General features: G+C 63.0%; 15 protein-coding genes. 5 read left to right on the forward strand and 10 right to left on the reverse strand.

The features are described from left to right. Positions 1–112: 112 nt before the first annotated feature. Complete coding sequence (locus tag LQ788_RS17215) at positions 113–1,549, reverse strand: aspartate aminotransferase family protein (RefSeq protein WP_394801315.1); 1,437 nt, start codon at positions 1,547–1,549, stop codon at positions 113–115. Between the two features lie 87 nt (positions 1,550–1,636). After that, positions 1,637–3,121, reverse strand: coding sequence for a CoA-acylating methylmalonate-semialdehyde dehydrogenase (locus LQ788_RS17220; RefSeq protein ID WP_231443091.1), 1,485 nt, complete (start codon positions 3,119–3,121; stop codon positions 1,637–1,639). 113 nt (positions 3,122–3,234) lie between these two features. Between LQ788_RS17220 and LQ788_RS17225 the strand changes: the two genes are divergently transcribed. Further along, positions 3,235–4,884: a PucR family transcriptional regulator ligand-binding domain-containing protein gene (locus LQ788_RS17225; RefSeq protein WP_231443093.1), complete on the forward strand. Its 1,650-nt coding sequence runs from the start codon at positions 3,235–3,237 to the stop codon at positions 4,882–4,884. 13 nt (positions 4,885–4,897) lie between these two features. On the opposite strand, the gene LQ788_RS17230 is transcribed toward LQ788_RS17225, so the two are convergent. Continuing rightward, positions 4,898–6,811, reverse strand: coding sequence for an amino acid carrier protein (locus LQ788_RS17230; protein WP_231443094.1), 1,914 nt, complete (start codon positions 6,809–6,811; stop codon positions 4,898–4,900). Positions 6,812–7,314: 503 nt separating this feature from the next. Here LQ788_RS17230 and LQ788_RS17235 point away from each other — a divergent pair. The 4 genes from LQ788_RS17235 to LQ788_RS17250 all read left to right on the forward strand — a co-directional run bounded on the left by LQ788_RS17235 (position 7,315) and on the right by LQ788_RS17250 (position 11,518). After that, on the forward strand, positions 7,315–8,691 hold the full coding sequence (locus tag LQ788_RS17235; protein WP_231443096.1) for an aldehyde dehydrogenase family protein: 1,377 nt from the start codon (positions 7,315–7,317) through the stop codon (positions 8,689–8,691). Positions 8,692–9,105: 414 nt separating this feature from the next. Then, positions 9,106–9,948 (forward strand): substrate-binding periplasmic protein, encoded by an 843-nt coding sequence (locus LQ788_RS17240; protein WP_231443098.1) that lies wholly within the window; start codon positions 9,106–9,108, stop codon positions 9,946–9,948. A 32-nt stretch (positions 9,949–9,980) separates the two neighbouring features. Further along, entirely contained in the window at positions 9,981–10,718 is a 738-nt protein-coding gene (locus LQ788_RS17245) for an amino acid ABC transporter permease (protein ID WP_231443100.1), read from the forward strand. Further along, on the forward strand, positions 10,715–11,518 hold the full coding sequence (locus tag LQ788_RS17250; protein ID WP_231443102.1) for an ATP-binding cassette domain-containing protein: 804 nt from the start codon (positions 10,715–10,717) through the stop codon (positions 11,516–11,518). The genes LQ788_RS17245 and LQ788_RS17250 overlap by 4 nt, the downstream gene beginning before the upstream one ends. A gap of 74 nt (positions 11,519–11,592) precedes the next feature. Here LQ788_RS17250 and LQ788_RS17255 read toward each other — a convergent pair whose 3' ends face one another. From LQ788_RS17255 to LQ788_RS17285, 7 genes are all read right to left on the reverse strand, one after another. Next, a complete protein-coding gene (locus LQ788_RS17255) occupies positions 11,593–12,348 on the reverse strand; it encodes an SDR family NAD(P)-dependent oxidoreductase (protein ID WP_231443105.1) in 756 nt (251 codons plus the stop codon). Positions 12,349–12,472: 124 nt separating this feature from the next. Continuing rightward, positions 12,473–13,219, reverse strand: a complete 747-nt coding sequence (locus tag LQ788_RS17260; protein ID WP_231443106.1) for an SDR family NAD(P)-dependent oxidoreductase — start codon at positions 13,217–13,219, stop codon at positions 12,473–12,475. A gap of 13 nt (positions 13,220–13,232) precedes the next feature. Next, entirely contained in the window at positions 13,233–14,318 is a 1,086-nt protein-coding gene (locus LQ788_RS17265; RefSeq protein WP_231443108.1) for a proline racemase family protein, read from the reverse strand. A gap of 118 nt (positions 14,319–14,436) precedes the next feature. Next, the gene (locus LQ788_RS17270) at positions 14,437–15,336 is read right to left on the reverse strand and encodes a dihydrodipicolinate synthase family protein (protein ID WP_231443110.1); all 900 of its coding nucleotides are present in this window, start codon (positions 15,334–15,336) and stop codon (positions 14,437–14,439) included. 106 nt (positions 15,337–15,442) lie between these two features. Beyond that, on the reverse strand, positions 15,443–16,690 hold the full coding sequence (locus LQ788_RS17275) for an FAD-dependent oxidoreductase (RefSeq protein WP_231443111.1): 1,248 nt from the start codon (positions 16,688–16,690) through the stop codon (positions 15,443–15,445). 220 nt (positions 16,691–16,910) lie between these two features. Next, positions 16,911–17,564 carry a GntR family transcriptional regulator gene (locus LQ788_RS17280; RefSeq protein ID WP_231443113.1) on the reverse strand — a complete coding sequence of 218 codons (654 nt, stop codon included), beginning with the start codon at positions 17,562–17,564 and terminating at the stop codon, positions 16,911–16,913. 203 nt (positions 17,565–17,767) lie between these two features. Then, the gene (locus tag LQ788_RS17285; protein ID WP_231443115.1) at positions 17,768–18,361 is read right to left on the reverse strand and encodes a short chain dehydrogenase; all 594 of its coding nucleotides are present in this window, start codon (positions 18,359–18,361) and stop codon (positions 17,768–17,770) included. Positions 18,362–18,480: the final 119 nt, after the last annotated feature.

Raw genomic sequence — 18,480 nt, forward strand, 5'->3', positions numbered from 1 at the left:
GACAGAACTCCACTCAGGACACTCTGCGTTCACTTCTGAACTGGCCGAACGTACTCTCACCGGGTGCGAAATGTATTGCTGTTCACAGTCCACCCGGCGAGGGCCGAAAAGGTCAGTTGACGTATTCGTCGGCGATGCTCAGCGCCTGGTCGAGCGCGTCGAGGCCGAAGCGCACGTCTTCGTCGGGCGTGTTCAGCGGCGGTACGACGTGGATCCGGTTGAAGTTCGCAAACGGCAGCACCCCGTCTGACTTCATCGCAGCGATCACTCGGTTCATCTCCGGTGAGCTGCCGCCGTAGGCAGCCATCGGCTCACGGGTGGTTCGATCCTTGACCAGCTCGACGGCCCAGAAACATCCCATTCCGCGAATGTCGCCGATCGAGGGGTGGCGCTGGGCCATCTCGTGCAGCGCGGGTCCGATGATGTCGCGGCCCAGCCGCTCGGCGTTGCCGATCATGTCCTCATCGCGCATGGCTGTGATCGTCGCCACCGCTGCCGCACACGCCAGTGGATGGCCCGAGTAGGTCAGTCCGCCCGGGTAGACGCGATCACGGAAGGTCTCGAAGATGTCATCGGAGATCGCGACTCCACCGAGGGGAACATAGCCGGAGTTCACTCCCTTGGCGAAGGTGAGCAGGTCCGGCGTCACTCCCCAATGATCCACGGCGAACCAGGCGCCAGTCCGCCCGAAGCCAGCCATCACCTCGTCGGCGATGAAGACGATTCCGTGACGCGATGTCAGCTCCCGCACCCCCTCGAGGTACCCGGCCGGCGGCCCGTAGATGCCGGCCGTTCCGGGCACGGTCTCGAGGATGAGCGCGGCGATGTTGGACGGCCCTTCTAACGTGATCATGTCTTCGAGGTGCTGCAGCGCCCGCTGCGTCTCCTCTGCTTCGGTCGTCGCCCCGAAGTAGGAACGGTACTGATAGGCGGGCATGAAGTGGACGATGCCTTCGGCTGAGTAGTCGTTGGCGAAGCGCCGCGGGTCACCGGTGACATTGACGGCCAGCTGGGTGCCGCCGTGATAGCTGCGGTAGGCGGAGAGCACCTTGGTCCGCCCGGTGTGCAGACGCGCCATCCGGATTGCGTGCTCGTTGGCATCGGCACCACCATTGGTGAAGAACACGTGGTCGAGGTCGCCGGGGGTGACCTCGGTGATGAGCCGGGCGGCTTCGGACCGAGCATCGTTGACGTGCTGAGGCGCAATGGTGCACAGCTTCGTTGCCTGCTCTTGGATCGCGGCGACGACCTTCGGGTGCTGGTGACCGATGTTCGTGTTCACCAGCTGTGATGACATGTCGAGCAGCTTCCGGCCCTCCCCGTCCCAAACATAGGGGCCCTCGGCTGCCAGCACGGTCATCGGGGTGAACGGGCCCTGCGCCTGCCAGGAATGGAAGACGTGCGCCCGATCCAGATCATGCGCCCGCCGGCCAGCGCTGAGCTCTTCCGCGGTGATCGTGCGACCGTCGGCGGTCGTGCTTTCGTCATACGCTCGGGCTTCGGCATCGGAAGTGGTCATAGCGTCGGTGGTGGTATTGATGGTTGTCATGAGTGTTCTGCTTTCGTGAACGGGTGTGGGTGCCCGCCTCGGTGATCGGTGTGCTCACCACCGAGGCGGGTCAGTCGCCGAGGTCGGTCAGTCGTTGGTGGGGAATCCGAGATTGAGTCCGCCGTGGCTGGGGTCGAGCCAGCGTGAGGTCACGACCTTGCCCCGGGTGAAGAATTGGACTCCTTCCTCGCCGTAGGCGTGGGTGTCGCCGAACAACGAGTTCTTCCAGCCGCCGAAGGAGTAGTACCCGACAGGCACCGGAATGGGGACGTTGACGCCGATCATGCCGACTTCGATCTCGTTCTCGTAACGTCGTGCTGCGCCGCCGTCGTTGGTGAAGATCGCTGTGCCGTTGCCGTAGGGGTTGGCGTTGATGAGTTCGATGCCCTCGTCATAGCCCGGGACCCGGACGACTGCGAGGACGGGGCCGAAGATCTCCTCGGTGTAGATCGACATGTCGGGTGTGACATGGTCGAACAACGTCGGGTTGAGGAAGAAGCCTTCTGAGTGCTCGTGCTCCCGTCCGTCGAGGACGAGAGTTGCACCGGATTCCTCGCCGGCGTCGATGTAGCCGGCGACCTTGTCCCGATGAGCCCCGGTCACCAGCGGTCCCATGTCCGGTTCCGTGGTGCCGTCGCCGATGCGCAGGGTGCGCGTGCGTTCGGCGATCTTGCCCACGAGCTCATCGGCGATCGATTCGACGGCGACGACCACGGAGATCGCCATGCACCGCTCTCCTGCTGCACCGTATCCGGCGTTGACGGCGGCGTCCGCGGCGAGATCGAGGTCCGCATCGGGCAGGACCATCATGTGGTTCTTCGCTCCGCCGAGGGCCTGGACGCGTTTGCCGGTGGCCGTTCCGTTCTCGTAGACGTACTTCGCAATCGGGGTCGAGCCGACGAAGGACACCGAGGCGACCTCGGGACTGTCCAGGATGGTGTCGACGGCCTCCTTGTCGCCGTGGACGACGTTGAATACTCCGTCGGGCAGGCCTGCTTCCTTCCACAGCTCGGCGATCCAGTTCGCCGCCGAGGGGTCCTTCTCCGATGGTTTGAGTACGACCGTGTTCCCGGTCGCGATGGCGACGGGGAAGAACCACATCGGAACCATAGCCGGGAAGTTGAACGGGGAGATGATCGCAGAGACACCCACGGGCTGCCGCAGTGAGTGCACGTCGATCTTCGTCGAAGCGTTCTCAGTGTGGCCGCCCTTGAGCTGGTGTGCGATGCCGCAGGCGAATTCCACAACCTCTTGGCCCCGTGCAACTTCGCCGAGCGCGTCGGAGACGACCTTGCCGTGTTCGGCGGTGATGATCTCCGCGAGCTCCTGCTTGCGTGCGTTGAGCAGCTCACGGAAGTTGAACAGGATGGAGGTCCGACGGGCCAGGGAGGTGTCGCGCCAGGCGGGGAACGCCTCGGCGGCGGAGGCGATCGCTGATTCGACGGTGGTGCGTGAGGCCAGCGCGACCTGCCCGGCGACTCGCCCTGTGGCAGGATTCATAATATCGCCGAGGCGGGTCCCAGCATCGGTGGGAACGTCCTGGCCGTTGATCCAGTGAGAAACGGTTGGCATGATTCATCCTTCAGCGTCGACGGTCTTTGTGCTGACACCAGTGTGCTCGGAGCAGCGCAGCCGCAACAGCGTCACACTGTCAGGATCTCTCCACCGACCTTTACACTGTGTAAATGGATGATCGGGAGAGAACTCAGCGGGAAGGCGACGACACGAGCGCAGCAGATCAGGCCGTCGCCGCACTGACCGTCGCTGAGCTCCTCGACGTCGAGGAGATCAGCAGCGGCGGACCGGAGATCGTCTCCGGAGATGACCAGCTGGGCCGAGGAATCCGCTGGGTCCACATCGCCGATTCCGAACGGGTCGAACGCTTCCTCGAGGGCGGAGAGCTCGTCCTCACTACGGCTCGCACTTTTCGCGAGTCGCCCGCAGCCATGGCAGAGTTCTTCGACCAACTCGAACGCGCCGATGCTTCCGGCACGATCGTCGAACTCGTCGACGAGGACTCGGCACCGGACCCTGAAGCCGCCGAGGTCCTGCGTCAAGCCGCCGCAGGGCGGACGCTGCCGGTGATCCTGTTGAGTCATCGGATCAAGTTCGTGCGGATCACGGAACTCGCTCACCGCAGGCTCCTCGCACAGCAGCTCTCCCAGCTCGAACGCGCCCGCGAGATCCACGAGACCTACACTCGGCTCAGCCTCGAGCGCGCCGAGGCTCAGACCATCGTCGACCGGACTGCCGAACTCCTCGCCGCCCCGGTCGTCCTCGAAGACGTCGCTCACCGCGTCCTCGCCCATGCAGGGCGCGGTTCCGAGTCGATCACCCAGGACTGGTCGGATCTCGTCTCCGCTCCCGGCGCCGACGGCGAGCGCAGATGGCAGCAGACGCCCGTGGGTCTGCGTGCCCGTCGGTGGGGGCGACTGGTCGTCCCCGGGCCCACCGAATCCGGAGTGCCGGTCGACCAGATCATCGACCGGGCCGGTGAGGCGCTGACACTGACGAGGATGGCCGATCGCGACGAGCAGGATCTGCTGCTGCAGGCTCAGAGCGGCCTGGTCAGGGAGATCGCAGACACCGATGACCTCGACGAGCAACGCGCTCGGGCACGTGCCCGCTCACTTGGCTTCGTCCCACCGGAGGGGGCCGCGCTGGTGCCCGTGGTGGTCAGGCTCGATCGGGATCCGGCCGCTGATCCGACTCGGCTCCAACTGCGGGAGCGTGGACTCACCGCGGAACTCGTCTCCGCCGCGACCCGCCAGCACATGGCCTGCCTGTCGACGAGTCTGCAGTCGGGCTCCTTCGGCCTCATCCTCGCCCTGAGCGGGAGCCGAGACGAGACACAGGCCCTCGAGCGCCTCCTCACCGAGGAGGTCGAGCACTCGACGATCTGGACTGTGGGTATCGGCCGGAGCACCACCTCACTGCTGGACGCGGTCGCCCGGCTGGACTCCGCTGCACAGGTCGCCGAGGTGGCTTCCACCCTCGAGGTGCGCGAGCGACCCTTCTACCGATCGGGCGACGTCAGGCTCCGTGGCCTGCTGTCAGTCCTCGGCCACGATTCGCGACTGCGCGCCTTCGCAGAAGGCGAGCTCGGACCCCTGCTCGGCAGCACACCGGCTGACACGGAGATGCGCGATTTCCTCGAGCTCTTCCTGGCCCATGGTGGAAACAAATCGGCGGTGGCGCGGGCCGGGTTCCTGTCCCGGCCCGCGCTCTACGCGCGCATCGCCAAACTGGAGTCCAGCCTCGGCGTCTCATTGGCCGACGCCGAGTCGCGCACTGCTCTGCACGTTGCCCTGCTGTGGTGGCGTATGAACGACTGACCGCGAAACCGGGCTAGGCCATCAGCTCGTACTGCCCTGCTTTGAGCTTCTGCCAATAGTCCCTGAAGTCGCCGCGGACCATCTTCGCAAGCAGAAACAGTCCGATGCCGTTGCAGACGGCGGGGAGGAAGAACACCGAATCCGTGAACACGATGATCGGCCCCAGCGAGACCGATGCGCCGATGACCGTGAAGCAGAGGAAGATGACCTTGTAGACGTTCTCGGCAGACTTTCGGTATCCGAATCCCTTCATGCCGTAGAAGGTGTTGCTGAGCACCGTGGAGAAGGCGAACAGAACAACTGCAACAGCGAGCACATAGGGGAACCATTCCGCGACCGTGGCAAATGATCGCGAGGTAAGTGTCACACCGTTCACCGCGTCCGGGTCGCTGTCTCGCCAGACTCCTGTGATGACGACGACGAGCGCGGTCATCGTGCAGACGATGATCGTGTCGACGAAGGGTTCGAGCGAGGCGACGAACCCTTCCGTCTGCGGTCGATTCGTCCGCACCGTCGAGTGCGCAATGGGGGCATCTCCGATTCCGGCCGAGTTCGAATAGGCAGCCCGCTGGAACCCGACTATGAGAGACCCGATGACGCCCCCTGCAACCCCCTCCGGGTTGAAGGCGCCGGTGACGATCGCAGTCACTGCCTGCGGGATCTCAGTGAAATTGGCACCAAGCACGATGAGGCAGGCGACGATGTAGATCACCGCCATCGCCGGGACCAGAACACCCGTAACCTTGGCCAGAGACCGGATTCCGCCGATGATGACGAAACCAGTGATGACGGCCAGGATGACGCCGAGCAGCCACCTGTTGTCCGAAAGCCACGTGCCGAAGCTTCCGGTTCCACTGACTTCGACGATCTGAGCGACGGCCTGATTCGACTGGAAGGCATTCGTGCCGATCGCGGCGATCATCATGAAGAACGCCCACAGCGCGGCCAGGATCTTTCCGAGCCTCGCGCGGCCGATCTCCGCGAGTCCGTCGCGCAGGTAGTACATCGGCCCACCGGAGGTGGTCCCGTCGGCGTGGACTCGACGATACTTGACGGCGAGGAAGCATTCGGCCATCTTCGTCGACATCGCAAGGAATCCGGCGACGATCATCCAGAAGGTCGCCCCGGGGCCGCCCAGACTGATGGCCACCGCAACGCCGGCGATGTTGCCGAGTCCGACTGTCGAGGACAGAGCTGTGGCCAGCGCCTGGAAGTGACTGACTTCCCCCACGGCGTCGGGTGTGGTGTACCGACCGCGGACAAGGTCATAGGCGTGCTTCATTCCACGGACGTTGAGGAACTTCAGCCACAGCGTGAAGAAGAGCCCCAGGGCCACGAGCCAGAGCACGATGATCGGGACTTCGGTGCCGAAGATCGGCAGCGGATAGAAGACCACGGATTCGACGGCCTTCGCGAATGGACCGAAGTACTTCTCCAGCGCGGCGTCGATTCCTGCAGCTGGAGCGTCGGCGGCGAGGAGACTCAGTTCGAGGGCCATCAGGGGACCACCACCACTGGGACCGGCGCATGTTGAACCAGACGATTGACTGTGGAGCCGAAGATCGCATTCACCCGTGCGGGCGACGACCACCATGTCGTACAGGCCTGTTTCGGCGAGATCGGCGAGCACCTCGGAGGGACGACCATGGCGGACTTGGGCGACCAGTTCGATCTTCTCGAAGTGTCCTTCCGCCTTGGCCCATTCGACGATCGGGTCGAGGGTCTCCGCTTGGGCGCGTCCGCGCTCCAGAGCCACCTGTCCGGGCCGAGATTCGTTGTCCACCGTGGTCGGGAAGGCGAACTTCGACCAGTAGACAACGTGCGCGATCGCGACTCTGCCTCCGGTCACGGCCGCTCGCTCGATCGCGAACCGTGCCGCTCTGACCGAATTCTGACTGTGGTCGATTCCGACCAGCATTGATTCCATGATCTCTCCCTGTCTCATCATCGAAAACCGCCGCCGGACTCTCCTGTCCGACGTTCAGGTCAAGGAACTGCAGAATAGTTTGTCATACAATAACGATCTGAGGGAAGAGATTGCTCGCGCTCGAAAAAGAGTGAGGGATCACCCAGGAGTCACGCGGCATACACAGATGCACCATCCTGCGCCTGAATATTCGCTGATCACGGGAGATCGACAACGATCAGCCCCGACAGCGGAGAGCCTCTCCCTGATGACAAGACGGCCAGTGCGAAGTATTATTGTCACACAATGACTGACAGAGCATCGTGCGGCGCAGGAGACGCAGGCAAGCGCGGCGAGTGCTGCAGGGACGCGCGACGACAACAGCTCTGCGGCAGACTGAGACCGAATCGGCCGCGTCCGCCCATACAGCCGCGGCCGAGACACAGCGGCAGCCGGCACACAGCCGCTGTCTGAACACAGCCCAAAACTTCAGAACACAATCGCGAAAATCAATGAGGAGCATTATGTCGAACTACCGAGTCCAGAACCCTGCTACCGGTGAGGTCGTCGAGGAATTCACCGAGGCCACCGATGCACAGATCGACACCGCCGTCAGCGCCGCGCACGCCGCCTACCTGTCGTGGAAAGACACCGACATCCAGGAACGTGCCGCAATCGTGCGTCGCGCAGCGGCGCTGTTCATGGAGCGCAAAGATGAACTAGCCGCAGCCATATGCCTCGAGATGGGCAAATCGATGGCCGAATCATATGACGAAGTCGAATTCGCCGCGGACATCATCGACTACTACGGTGTCCATGGCCCCACTCTGGCCACCGACTATCAGATCCCGTCCACGATCCCCGGCACTGCTCGAATCGAGGCCCTGCCAGTCGGCGCCCTCCTCGGTGTCATGCCATGGAACTTCCCGTATTACCAGGTGGCCCGGTTCGCCGCTCCCAACCTCGTCCTCGGCAACACCATCATGCTCAAACACGCCGACGTCTGCGGTCGCTCCGCTCTGCTCATCGAGGACATCTTCCGTGAGGCCGGAGTCCCCGAAGGCGGATACTCGCACCTCTTCGCCAACCATGACCAGATCGCGTCCATCATCGCCGATCCTCGAGTTCAAGGAGTGTCACTGACCGGCTCGGAACGCGCCGGAGCGATCATCGGTGCGCAGGCAGGCCGGAACCTCAAGAAGGCGGTCCTCGAGCTCGGCGGCATCGATCCGATGGTCGTGCTCGACTCCGACGATGTCGCAGCCGTGGCTCGAGAGGCTTGGGAGTTCCGCGTCTACAATGCCGGCCAGGTCTGCAATTCGAACAAACGGCTCATCGTCATGGCTGACATCTACGAAGAATTCGTCGCCGAACTCGTCCGCCTGGCCACCGACCTCGCCCCCGGCGACCCGGCGCACCTGGGCGAAGGCGAATACGTCCCTCTGTCCTCTCGCGCAGCCGCCGAGACCGTCGATGCCCAGGTCCGCAAGGCTGTGGCCGAAGGCGCGAAGGTACTCGCCGGTGGTGACCTCTCGGCCGGCCCCGGTGCCTACTACTCCCCCACCGTACTCGTCGACGTTCCTCGAAATTCTCAGTCATATGGCGAAGAGATCTTCGGTCCCGTCGCAACCGTGTACAAGGTCTCCTCCGACGCCGAGGCGCTCGAACTCGCCAACGACTGCGCGCTCGGACTCGGCGGGTCAGTCTTCTCCACCGATGAAGCACGCGCCGACAAGGTCGCAGCTCAGCTCGAGGTGGGAATGACACACGTCAACACCATCGCCGCAGAGGCCGCTGAAATGCCCTTCGGAGGTGTCAAACGCTCCGGCTTCGGTCGTGAGATGGGACCGATCGGCATGGGCGAGTTCGTCAACAAGCGCCTCCATTTCATCGCGAGGTGACCCCCACAACGTCGCGAGGTGACTTTGACATCATCGCGAGGTGACCCAGCGAGACGGCGAGGGGAGCAGACACTATGAGTGCCCGCTCCCCTCGCCGTCTCTGTGAATGCGGTGCTGGCTTCTGCGCCGTCGCACGCAATTGTCCGACCGACTGCTCCCGAAGGCATAGATCACCACAGATTGTCTGGCGACCGCAGCTATTCGACATAGTGGATGTAGTCGACCAACACGACTTCATAACACTTCTGTGCCGAGCCCCGGATCAACTCTCGATATTGCGCAGAAGTCGCTATATGGTCGATTGTATGACACACCGGCGGGAGGATCGTGTCTGTCCGTCACCCTGATGGGCCCCGCCATACCGTGCAGGGTCGACCCGGAGCAGGGTCGGCATTTTGACGAAGAGAGACAAAGATGTCCAAGACAAGTCAAATCATCATCGCCATCGTTGCCGTCATCGTACTCGCGTTGGCGGGCGGCTATTTCGGAGCCGGGCTCCGGTCCGGAGGCGGTGCTGGGGGCACCGAGAACGGCGCCTGGATCCAGAAGATCAAGGACCAAGGCGAGCTCCGAGTCGGAATCGCATCGGCTCCCCCGATGACCGGAGAGCAGGAGGACGGGAAGATGGGCGGGCCGAATGTGCTGCCGCTGCAGAACCTCGCCGATGAGATGGGAGTGAAGTTCACTCCCGTCGCAGCGGAATGGTCGAAGATGGTCTCCGGCCTGCAGGCCGACAGGTTCGACGTCGGCGCCTACCTCGACGCCACCTCGGAACGCTCCCTGGCCATTCAGTTCACCGACCCTGTCTACACCTATGAAGGTGTCTGGATCGTCAAGGCTGATTCCGGGCTGAAGTCCACCGAGGACATCCTCAAAAAGAAGAAGCCAGTCGCCGTGGCAACGGGCACCTCGTACGAACGACGGGTCGTCGACCTCGGCGTCGACATCGTCAACGCCGAGGCGATCCCACAGTCGGTCACCGCCATGGAATCGGGCCGTGCCATCGCCGCGTTCGGCGATCTGCCGACTCTGGCTGATGCCGCCCAGAAGAACAAGTCACTGAAGATCGTGCGCCCCCAGCCCGTCATCTTCAAGAGCGACTCGAACTACGGAGTCAGCGCGGACATCGATCCTCGCTCCCTGCAGGTCATCAATATCGCAATCCAGAACGCGAAGAACGACGGTTCCTTCGATGCTGCGCTGGAGAAGGCGGGAGTCGTGAGTGCCGACGACCTCGGCGATCTCGCAATGAAGTGATCGACCTCGCCTGAAGGCAGAAGGGAATTCCCATGAATTACACGTTCGACTGGAGCGTGGTCTCGAACAACCTTCCACGGTTGCTCGAAGGCCTGCTCCTGACCGTGGAGATCGCGGTCATCGTCATCGTACTCAGTATGATCATCGCAATCCCGCTGGCTCTGCTGCGCATGTCCAATATCGAGGTGGTGCGCTGGCTCGCCCAGATCTACATCGAGATCTTCCGCTGCACGCCGCTGCTGGTGCAGCTGTTCTGGGTCTACTACGCATTGCCGACCCTGACAGGGATCACCATCCCCGGCACGATCTCGGCGATCATCGCGCTCACCCTCAACCTCACCGCCTTCATGGCAGAGGCCTATCGCAGCGGATTCCAATCGGTCCCACCTGAACAGGTCGAGGCCGGGAAGATGCTGCGGCTGACTCGGTTTCAGCAGATTCGTCACATCATCGTCCCGCAGGCGCTCAAACAGCAGCTGCCGGTGATCATGTCGCTGAATATCTCGATATTCAAAGACACCGCGCTGGTCTCGACGATCGCTGTGGCAGACCTGATGTTCACCGCGAACAAGATCTCCACCGAGTCCTACCGAGCCCTGGAGATCCTCACCGTCGCCGCGCTGATGTACTTCATCATCGCGTTCCCGGCCTCGCTTATCCTGAGCAAGATCGAGCGCAACCTCATGGCCACCGGCAACGTGCGAGGCACCCGCAGGAAGAGCTTGGCCGCACAGATGGCTCCCGGAACGAAAGTCGAGGTCAAACCATGAGCGAGAACACGACTGCCCACACCGGGATGCATAGGGACATCTCCGCGAAATCCGGCGACGTGCTCGTGTCCTGCCGCGGACTGCAGAAGAGCTTCGGAGACCGTGAGGTCATGAAGAGCATCGACTTCGACATGCTGGCCGGTGACATCACCGTCATCATCGGCAGGTCGGGATCGGGCAAGTCCACGCTTCTGCGGGCCATCGCCGGACTCACCGACCCCGATGCCGGCACGATGACATTCGACGGTGAGGTCGTGTTCGAGGACGCCAAACGCACTCCGGCATGGAAGCAGGTCGACTCCCATGTCGGCATGATCTTCCAGAGCTACACCCTGTGGCCGCACATGGATGTGCTCAAGAACCTCACCTTGGCCCCGCGAAAACGGCTGGGCATGTCGGAGTCAGCGGCGCTGGAGCGGGCAGAGAAGGCCCTCGCCGAGGTGGGGATGTCCGATCATATCCACTCCCGCCCCAGCGAACTCTCCGGTGGTGAGCGGCAGCGAGTGGCGATCGCCCGTGCACTGATGATGCGGCCGAAGCTTCTGCTCTGCGACGAGATCACGAGTGCTCTCGATCCGCCGGTGGCGGCCGAGGTCCTCGATGTCCTGCGCAGGCTCAAAGAAGAGGAGGGCATCGCCGTCGCCCTGGTCACGCACGATATGGCGTTCGCGTCGAAGGCCGCCGACCGGGTCGTGTTCTTCCATCAGGGAGAGATCGCGGTGAATGCGACTCCGGACGACGCGTTCAACAAGACCGAGGACCCGGAGCTGAAGAAGTTCATCGACGCTGTCCGGTTCTGAGTCGCAGTGATGACTGTCCGACCTGGAGCTGTGCAGTCCTGATCGGGGGCCGACTATGTGCGCGTGACACTCGCTCAGCGCACGTAGTCGGCCCCTGTGATGTCGAGTGTCGACCCCGTCAGATGTCGAGATCGCCCCGAGGACAGGAAGGCCACTAGCTCTGCGACGTCCTCCGGCGGGGTGACTTCGCGCAAAGGAAGTCCGGCCAGTACGTCATCGGCGATGGCACCGGCGGACAGACCGGTTTTGACCCACCCAGGGGAGATTGCGTAGGCGAGGACTCCTTGGCCCCCATAACCGCGTGCGATGCCCTTCGTCAGACTGAGCAGGCCGCCCTTCGCCGCGCCGTAGGCCAGATGGGCTGCGTCATCGCCGCGATGCGCCGAGCGGCTCGTGATGTTGATGATCGACCCACCGCCCTGTGCAGGAAAATCGACGAGGGCGCATCTGCACAGATCAGCTGCGGCGATGAGGTTGAGCTGCAGATTCGCCGACCACCCGCTCGACCATTCCCCTGCATCGTCGACGGGTGAGGCGATCCACGCTCCGGCATTGTTGATCAGAGTGTCGATGCTGCCGAGGGCCGCACGCGCGGCCTCCCACAGGGTTTCGGCGGTGCCGGGCCGCGACAGGTCTCCGGGTACGATTCGGACACGCTCACCGAGCTCATCCGCGAGCGAGCGTGCAGCGGTCTCGTCGGAGTTGTAGTGGATCACCACGTCCGCGCCGTCGCGATGGAGCGCCCGGACGATGGCCGCGCCGATCCCTTTCGATCCGCCGGTGACGAGGATCTTCCTGCCGCAGAGCGGGCCGCGATCTGCCGTGGTCATGGTGCTCTCCTTAGGTGACTGCTCATTCCTGGTGGCAGGTCAGCTCGGCTGTTGGACACTTGTAGACATCGATCGGTTCTGGTGACTGACCGGCGCCAGGTCAACCGGCGCTGTTCGCTGTCGTTCATCCCACCTGTTGGGCGCCGGCGATCTCGACAGCGGCACCGGAGACGAACGAGGCTCGGTCGCTGAGCAGGAAGGTCGTCAGTTCGGCGACTTCGTGCGGTCTGCCCAGCCTGCCGAGCGGTATCGATGCAGCGAGCTCGGCCTCGGTGGTTCCTGAGTCATCGAGCTTCTGCTGCAGCATCGGTGTGAGGATCTCGCCCGGGCAGACCGAATTCACTCGGACACCGGCCGGCCCGTAGTCACGAGCCAGACTACGGCTGATTGATGTGACCGCGGCCTTCGAACTGTTGTAGGCGATGTGACCGCCGGCCGGCTGCAGGCCCCACTGGGACGCGATGTTGACGATGGCTCCGGCGCCGGCATCGATCATCACAGGCAGCACCGCGCGGCACAGTCGCATGACCGCATCGACGTTGACGGCATAGGTCAGCGCCCAGTCATCATCATCGATCTCCAGCAGCGCACCACGCCGCATCACGCCGGCGCAGTTGACCACGCCGTCGATGGTTCCGAAACGCTCGAGCACCTCGGCGATGGCCCTGTCACAGCCTTCGACCGTCGAGATGTCGGTGAGGAATGGGACGATCCGGTGAGCCACCTCGGCCCGAAGACCTGGATCAGGATGGGGCTGCACTCGGTCGAGCGCAGCAACTTGGGCTCCCTGGCGGGCACAGGCGGCGGCGATCGCCGTCCCGATTCCGCCGGCCGCACCGGTGACGAGAACCGTTCTGCCTTCAAGTTCCATGTTCGTTCCGATCTCAGTCCTCGGCAGTGAGCTTGCCGACGCCGAGTCCCCAGATGTCAGCCACGGTGTAGCCCACCGGGAACGGGTCGTCGGATTCGACGACAAGCTGCTGGAACCCGGTGATCCATCCGCGGCCGCTGATCGAGGGGATCACACCGGGGAGGTCTCCCACGGTGACTGTGTCCTTCACTTCGGCGGTGAATGTGGTGCCCATCATTGATTCGTGGATGAACGTCTCCCCGATCGCGAGTTCACCTCGAGCATGCATCGCGGCCACCTTGGCGCTGGTGCCCGTCCCACACGGGGAGCGGTCGAGAGTACCCGCCCATGTGCTCTCATTGCCGAGATCGACCTCTCCATTGGGTAGGACGACGGCATTGCGCCCATCGGTGCCCTCGGTCTGCGCGGGCCCGTGGAGCATCGGCAGTCCAATCGAGTTGAGCTCAGGGATGAGCGGGTGCTGAACGTCGAAGGCCTCATCTGCGGCTTTCCGAAGCACCGATGCCGCCCTGATGATCTCTTTGGCGTTTCCCGGCTCCAAAGCGACGCCGAGGTTCTCCGCCTTCGTCTGGACATAGAATTGACCCCCGAAGACGATGTCGACCGGGACGGTGCCGTAGCCGGGGACGTCGAGGGGAAGGTCGAGTCCGTGGACGAAGGCCGGGACGTTGTCGAAGGTCACCTTCGTCGCTCGTCCGTTCACCACCTCGGCGCGCACGGTGACGTTGCCCGCGGCGGTGTCGACACGCAGGGTTGTGATCGGCTCGACGACGTCGATTGCGCCGGTCTCGATCAGCGCGGTGACCGAACAGATGAGATTCGATCCCGACATCGGCCGGAATCCTCCCTGCTCCATGACGATCATTCCGAAGTCACAGCTCGGATCCACCGGTGGGACGATGAGCGGAGAGCAGAGCCCGGGATAACCTCGGGGCTCTTGGAGGACCAAGGTGCGCAAGTCGTCCAAATTCTCTTCGCAGTAGCGCAGACGCTCGGCCATCGTCGCACCCTTGACCCGGAGGCCCGAGCCCAGGAGGACTCTGCCGGGCTCTCCGGCGGCGTGCACGTCGACGGCCTGAATGAGCTGCCTGTTGGTCATGGTCTGAGCCTCTCGTTCGGAGTGTCTTGCCTGCTGCTGTGCACCGGCGGCAGACACCTGTTCTTCATCGGTCATGGCCGCCGCGGACAGAAGTCGGCAGCTGGTGGATGCTGATCCGTCAGGCGACGGTGTCGACGCCGGCGGCTTCGAGGAGTCCGCGCAGCTCGTCTCTGTATTCGGCGGCCAGAGGCTGGATCGGGCTGCGCGTCGGTCCGGCAGGCACGCCGACGAGCTCGACACCGGTCTTGATCGCACATGCATAGTTGTGGGACTCGAGGAAGACGCAGATCGGGTTGATCTTCGCCCAGAGCTCGCGAGCTCGCGGCAGATCGGCGTCTACGGCCAAAGCCTGGTACAGCTGCGCGCACAGACCGGGAATGATGCTCGCCGCGCCCCAGACACCCGCCTCAGCGCCGAGAGCCAGAGCGCTGAAGGTCAGGGTGTCCCAGCCGTTGAGGGCTTGGATGTCGTCTGCCTGGTCGAAATGGACCTCGGTGAATTTTGGGAAATCGCCGCCGGTGTCCTTGTAGCTCGCCACACCGGTCTCGCGGCCGAGTCGGCCGAATTCCTCGGGAGTCAGCTCGAGACCAGTGGCCGCAGGAATGTTGTAGAACATGATCGGGATGTCGACCGCTTCGGAGACCGCCTTGTAGTGGGCGATGACCTCGTCGAACGAGGGTGTGTCATAGAAGGGCGGGACGATCATGAGGGCATCGGCACCTGCCGCCTCGGCGTCGAGGCTGAGCTCGATCGTCTCTGCGGTGCCCAGCGCGCCGGTACCGGCGACGACCGGCACTCGACCTGCAGCTGCCTCGATGTATGCCCGGTTGGAGGCTTTGCGCTCGGCAACCGACTGAGCAGTGAACTCCCCGGTCGAACCGCCGGGGACCAGACCGTTGACGCCACCGGCGATGATGTGGTCGGCCTGAGCCTGAATGCCCGCCACGTCGATGTCCTTGCCATCGGCGGTGAACGGAGTGACGCAAGCGGCGAGGATGCCGGAGTAGGTGGAGGACATGGGTGTGCCTTTCATTTCGGTGTCACTCGCTCCACCGGGAGCGAGCGCTGATAGCGGATGTTTCGAACGGAGCGCGGTCACACATTCGTGTGACGCTGGGATGAGTTCAGAAGCGGTTCGGTGAGACACGGGCGAGAAGCTCTGGACTCAGACTCGGCTGACGGTCGAGAATGACGTCGGTGAGCACCTTCGCCGACCCCGGGGCCAAGGTCAGCCCCAACATCGAATGACCGGAGTTGACGTAGGCATTCTTCGCGACGTCGAGCCGACCGATGATCGGAAGACCGTCCGGGGTCATCGGCCTCGACCCCGCCCAGGGTGCCTTCTCACCAGCAGGTTCGCCCCAGGAATGGAAGGCTTCACGAGCAGATCGTCGGATCGCCTCGACTCGGACCTCGTTGACATCGTCATCCCGGCTGCCGAACTCCATCGTCCCGGCCAGACGCAGAGTGCCGTTGAGCGGTGTCACCGCCACGCGAGCGTCCTCGAGAGTCAGGGAGGTCCTCAGATTGATCGGTGCCGGCGAATAGTCGATGCTGTATCCCTTGCCGGAATAGATCGGCACCTTCTGACCCAACTGCGCCAGCAGACCACCGGTCGGCACGCCAGCCGCTACGACGACGGCATCAGTGGAGATGACTTCAGCATCGCCGGTCACAACCGCGGTGACGGTATCGCCGCTGCGTACGAAGCGCCCCACACTCACGCCCTCGCGGATCGTGGCGCCCAACTGCCGGAGGCGATCAACCAATGCAGCCGTCAGAGAATCGGGTTCGATCTGGCGATCACCGGAGAAGAACAATCCATGACGAATCCTGTCACTCAGCGCCGGTTCTGCCTCCTGAACCGCGTCACCATGCAGTCTGTCGGGAACGTACCCAGCAGACTCGAATGCTGCGAGACCCTCACTGTGCTCATCGAAGCGCTCCTGAGTTTCGAACGCCAGCAGAACTCCACGGTCATGCATCTCGAAATCGATGCCCTGCCGCTGATACTCGTCGAAGAGATCATTGGCATCTGCACCAAGGCGCAGATGCAGATCAAGACCCGCTTCATAATCACGAGCATTGCAGTGCAGAGCCATCCGCAGCAGGAACTTCAGATATCCGGGAGCCAGCGACGGCCTGATCGACAGCGGACTGTCCGGCTTGAGCATCCACTTGATGCCCTGCAGCAGTACCCCCGGCGCGGGGACCGGGTTGCTCTCGGCCAATGCCACCTTCGCGGCATTTCCGTGGGAGGCCCCAGCGCCGCACTGCCCCGCCTCCAACACGGTGACGTCGCACCCGGCCAGGGCCAGTTCATAAGCACTGGCAAGCCCAACGATCCCGCCACCGACGACAACAGTTCTCATTCGGTTCCCTCATTTCCACGAGCTGAGTCCGACTTTGGACTCGGCTCTGATCAAGCATATTTGGATTGTATGACAATCACTTGATGGATACGCTACGCAATGAAGCAGGCCACGTCAATGGCGACAGCGAATACGTAGACACTTCCGGGTCAACGCCCCTGCAGCACTAAGAAACGAGGACGTTCCGCGCGAATACTGGACGGAGGAACGCCGGTCGAGCTCAGGGTTGGCTGGATCCTTCGATGAGGAATGCGAGCTCCTGCGCACTGTCCATCGTGTGCACATCGAGGGCAGTGCGGATCCGATCCTGGTCACCGCTGCGGATCGCCGCCATCAGGGCCGCGTGGATCGCGTGTGCCCGCCCGGCATCACGTCGAGTGAATTGATCATAGGCGAGGATGAGCGTCATCTGCGCCTCCACGACAGGCCAGATCCGCATGAGAAGATAGTTGTCCGCGGCTTCCCAGATTCCCCGATGGAAACTGATGTGCGCCTCGTGCAGGGCCAGGGGGTCCGATTCAGCGCTAGCCGCCTCGAAGCGTCGCCACACGCCTTCCAACTTGCTCATCCTCCTGCCGGAGGAATCAGTCAGAATCTCCTCGATCGCCTCCGCGTCCAGAGCAACTCTCACACGCGCAATCTCGAGCAGGGAATCGACGCGGATATCTGCGACCCGCAGTCCGCGATATGCCTCTTGGTTGAGGAAGCCATCGCGAGCCATCTGATTCAGCGCTTCTCTGGCAGTCGGTCGACTTACGTCGAGCGAGGAGGTCAGCTCAGCCTCTATGATGCGCTGCCCCGGAAGAATCTCCCCGAGAACTATCCGTCGTTTGATTTCATCGATGACTCGTTGCCGCCGCTCGGTATTGGACACGGGTCGGCTCACCGTGGCGCGATCGGTGCTTTCCGATGCTGATCCCAGCGACTCCACTTGTGCGCTACTTTCTCGATACGGCCAATCAGACTCAACACAGCTTGTCAGTCGCGCGCACTTCGCTCACAGCCGCGCGGCTGACAGTCTACTGCCCAATTACCGAAGTTCGGCATATGCCCCGCTTGAGACGCTCGCCTGGAGGCTCAGACGGCGATAACCCTCCCGGAGACGTTCCCTTCGACCGACCGGACGAATGCTGCCCCGACCTGCTCGTCGGTGACAGGCACCATCCCAGCAAAGGCATCGTGGAAATGCGGCGAATTCTTCAGCACATTCGGGCTGACTGCATTGAGGCGAATACCCCGCGGAAGTTCCGGTGCCGCCGAAATGACGAAAGACTCAACCGCCCCGTTCGCCATTGCAGCCGCCGAGGCTGTCGGGACAGGTTCACGGCTGAGAACGCCCGTGGTCACCGTGATCGATCCGCCGTCATTGAGGTGCTCAATGCCTTGAGTGACGAATTCGATCTGGCCCATGGTCTTCGAGACGAAAGCTTCGCTGAAGTCCTCACGAGTGAGTTCGGTCAGCGGCTTGAATGCGGCTGCACCAACTGCGACGACAATGGCGTCGACGCTCCCGACCGATTTGAGCAGGGTAGCGATCGATGCGGGATCTGAGGTGTCGACGCCCGGATCGGTCGATCGAGACGCCGAGATGACATCGTGGCCGCGAGATTCCAGTTCGGCTTTGGCAACTCCGCCGACGTGGCCTCCGGCACCAACCAGCAAAATCTTCATTGCGGTAACTCCTCGTTCTCGACTCTGCCAGTCAGATTCGGATTGACTGACAATATCGATGCTAGAGGAAGTTGCGTCCTGTGACCACCCCACACAAGCTGATCCAGAGACAGCGAATG

The sequence above is a fragment of the Brevibacterium zhoupengii genome, assembly GCF_021117425.1.
In the GTDB taxonomy this organism is placed as follows: Bacteria; Actinomycetota; Actinomycetes; order Actinomycetales; family Brevibacteriaceae; genus Brevibacterium; species Brevibacterium zhoupengii.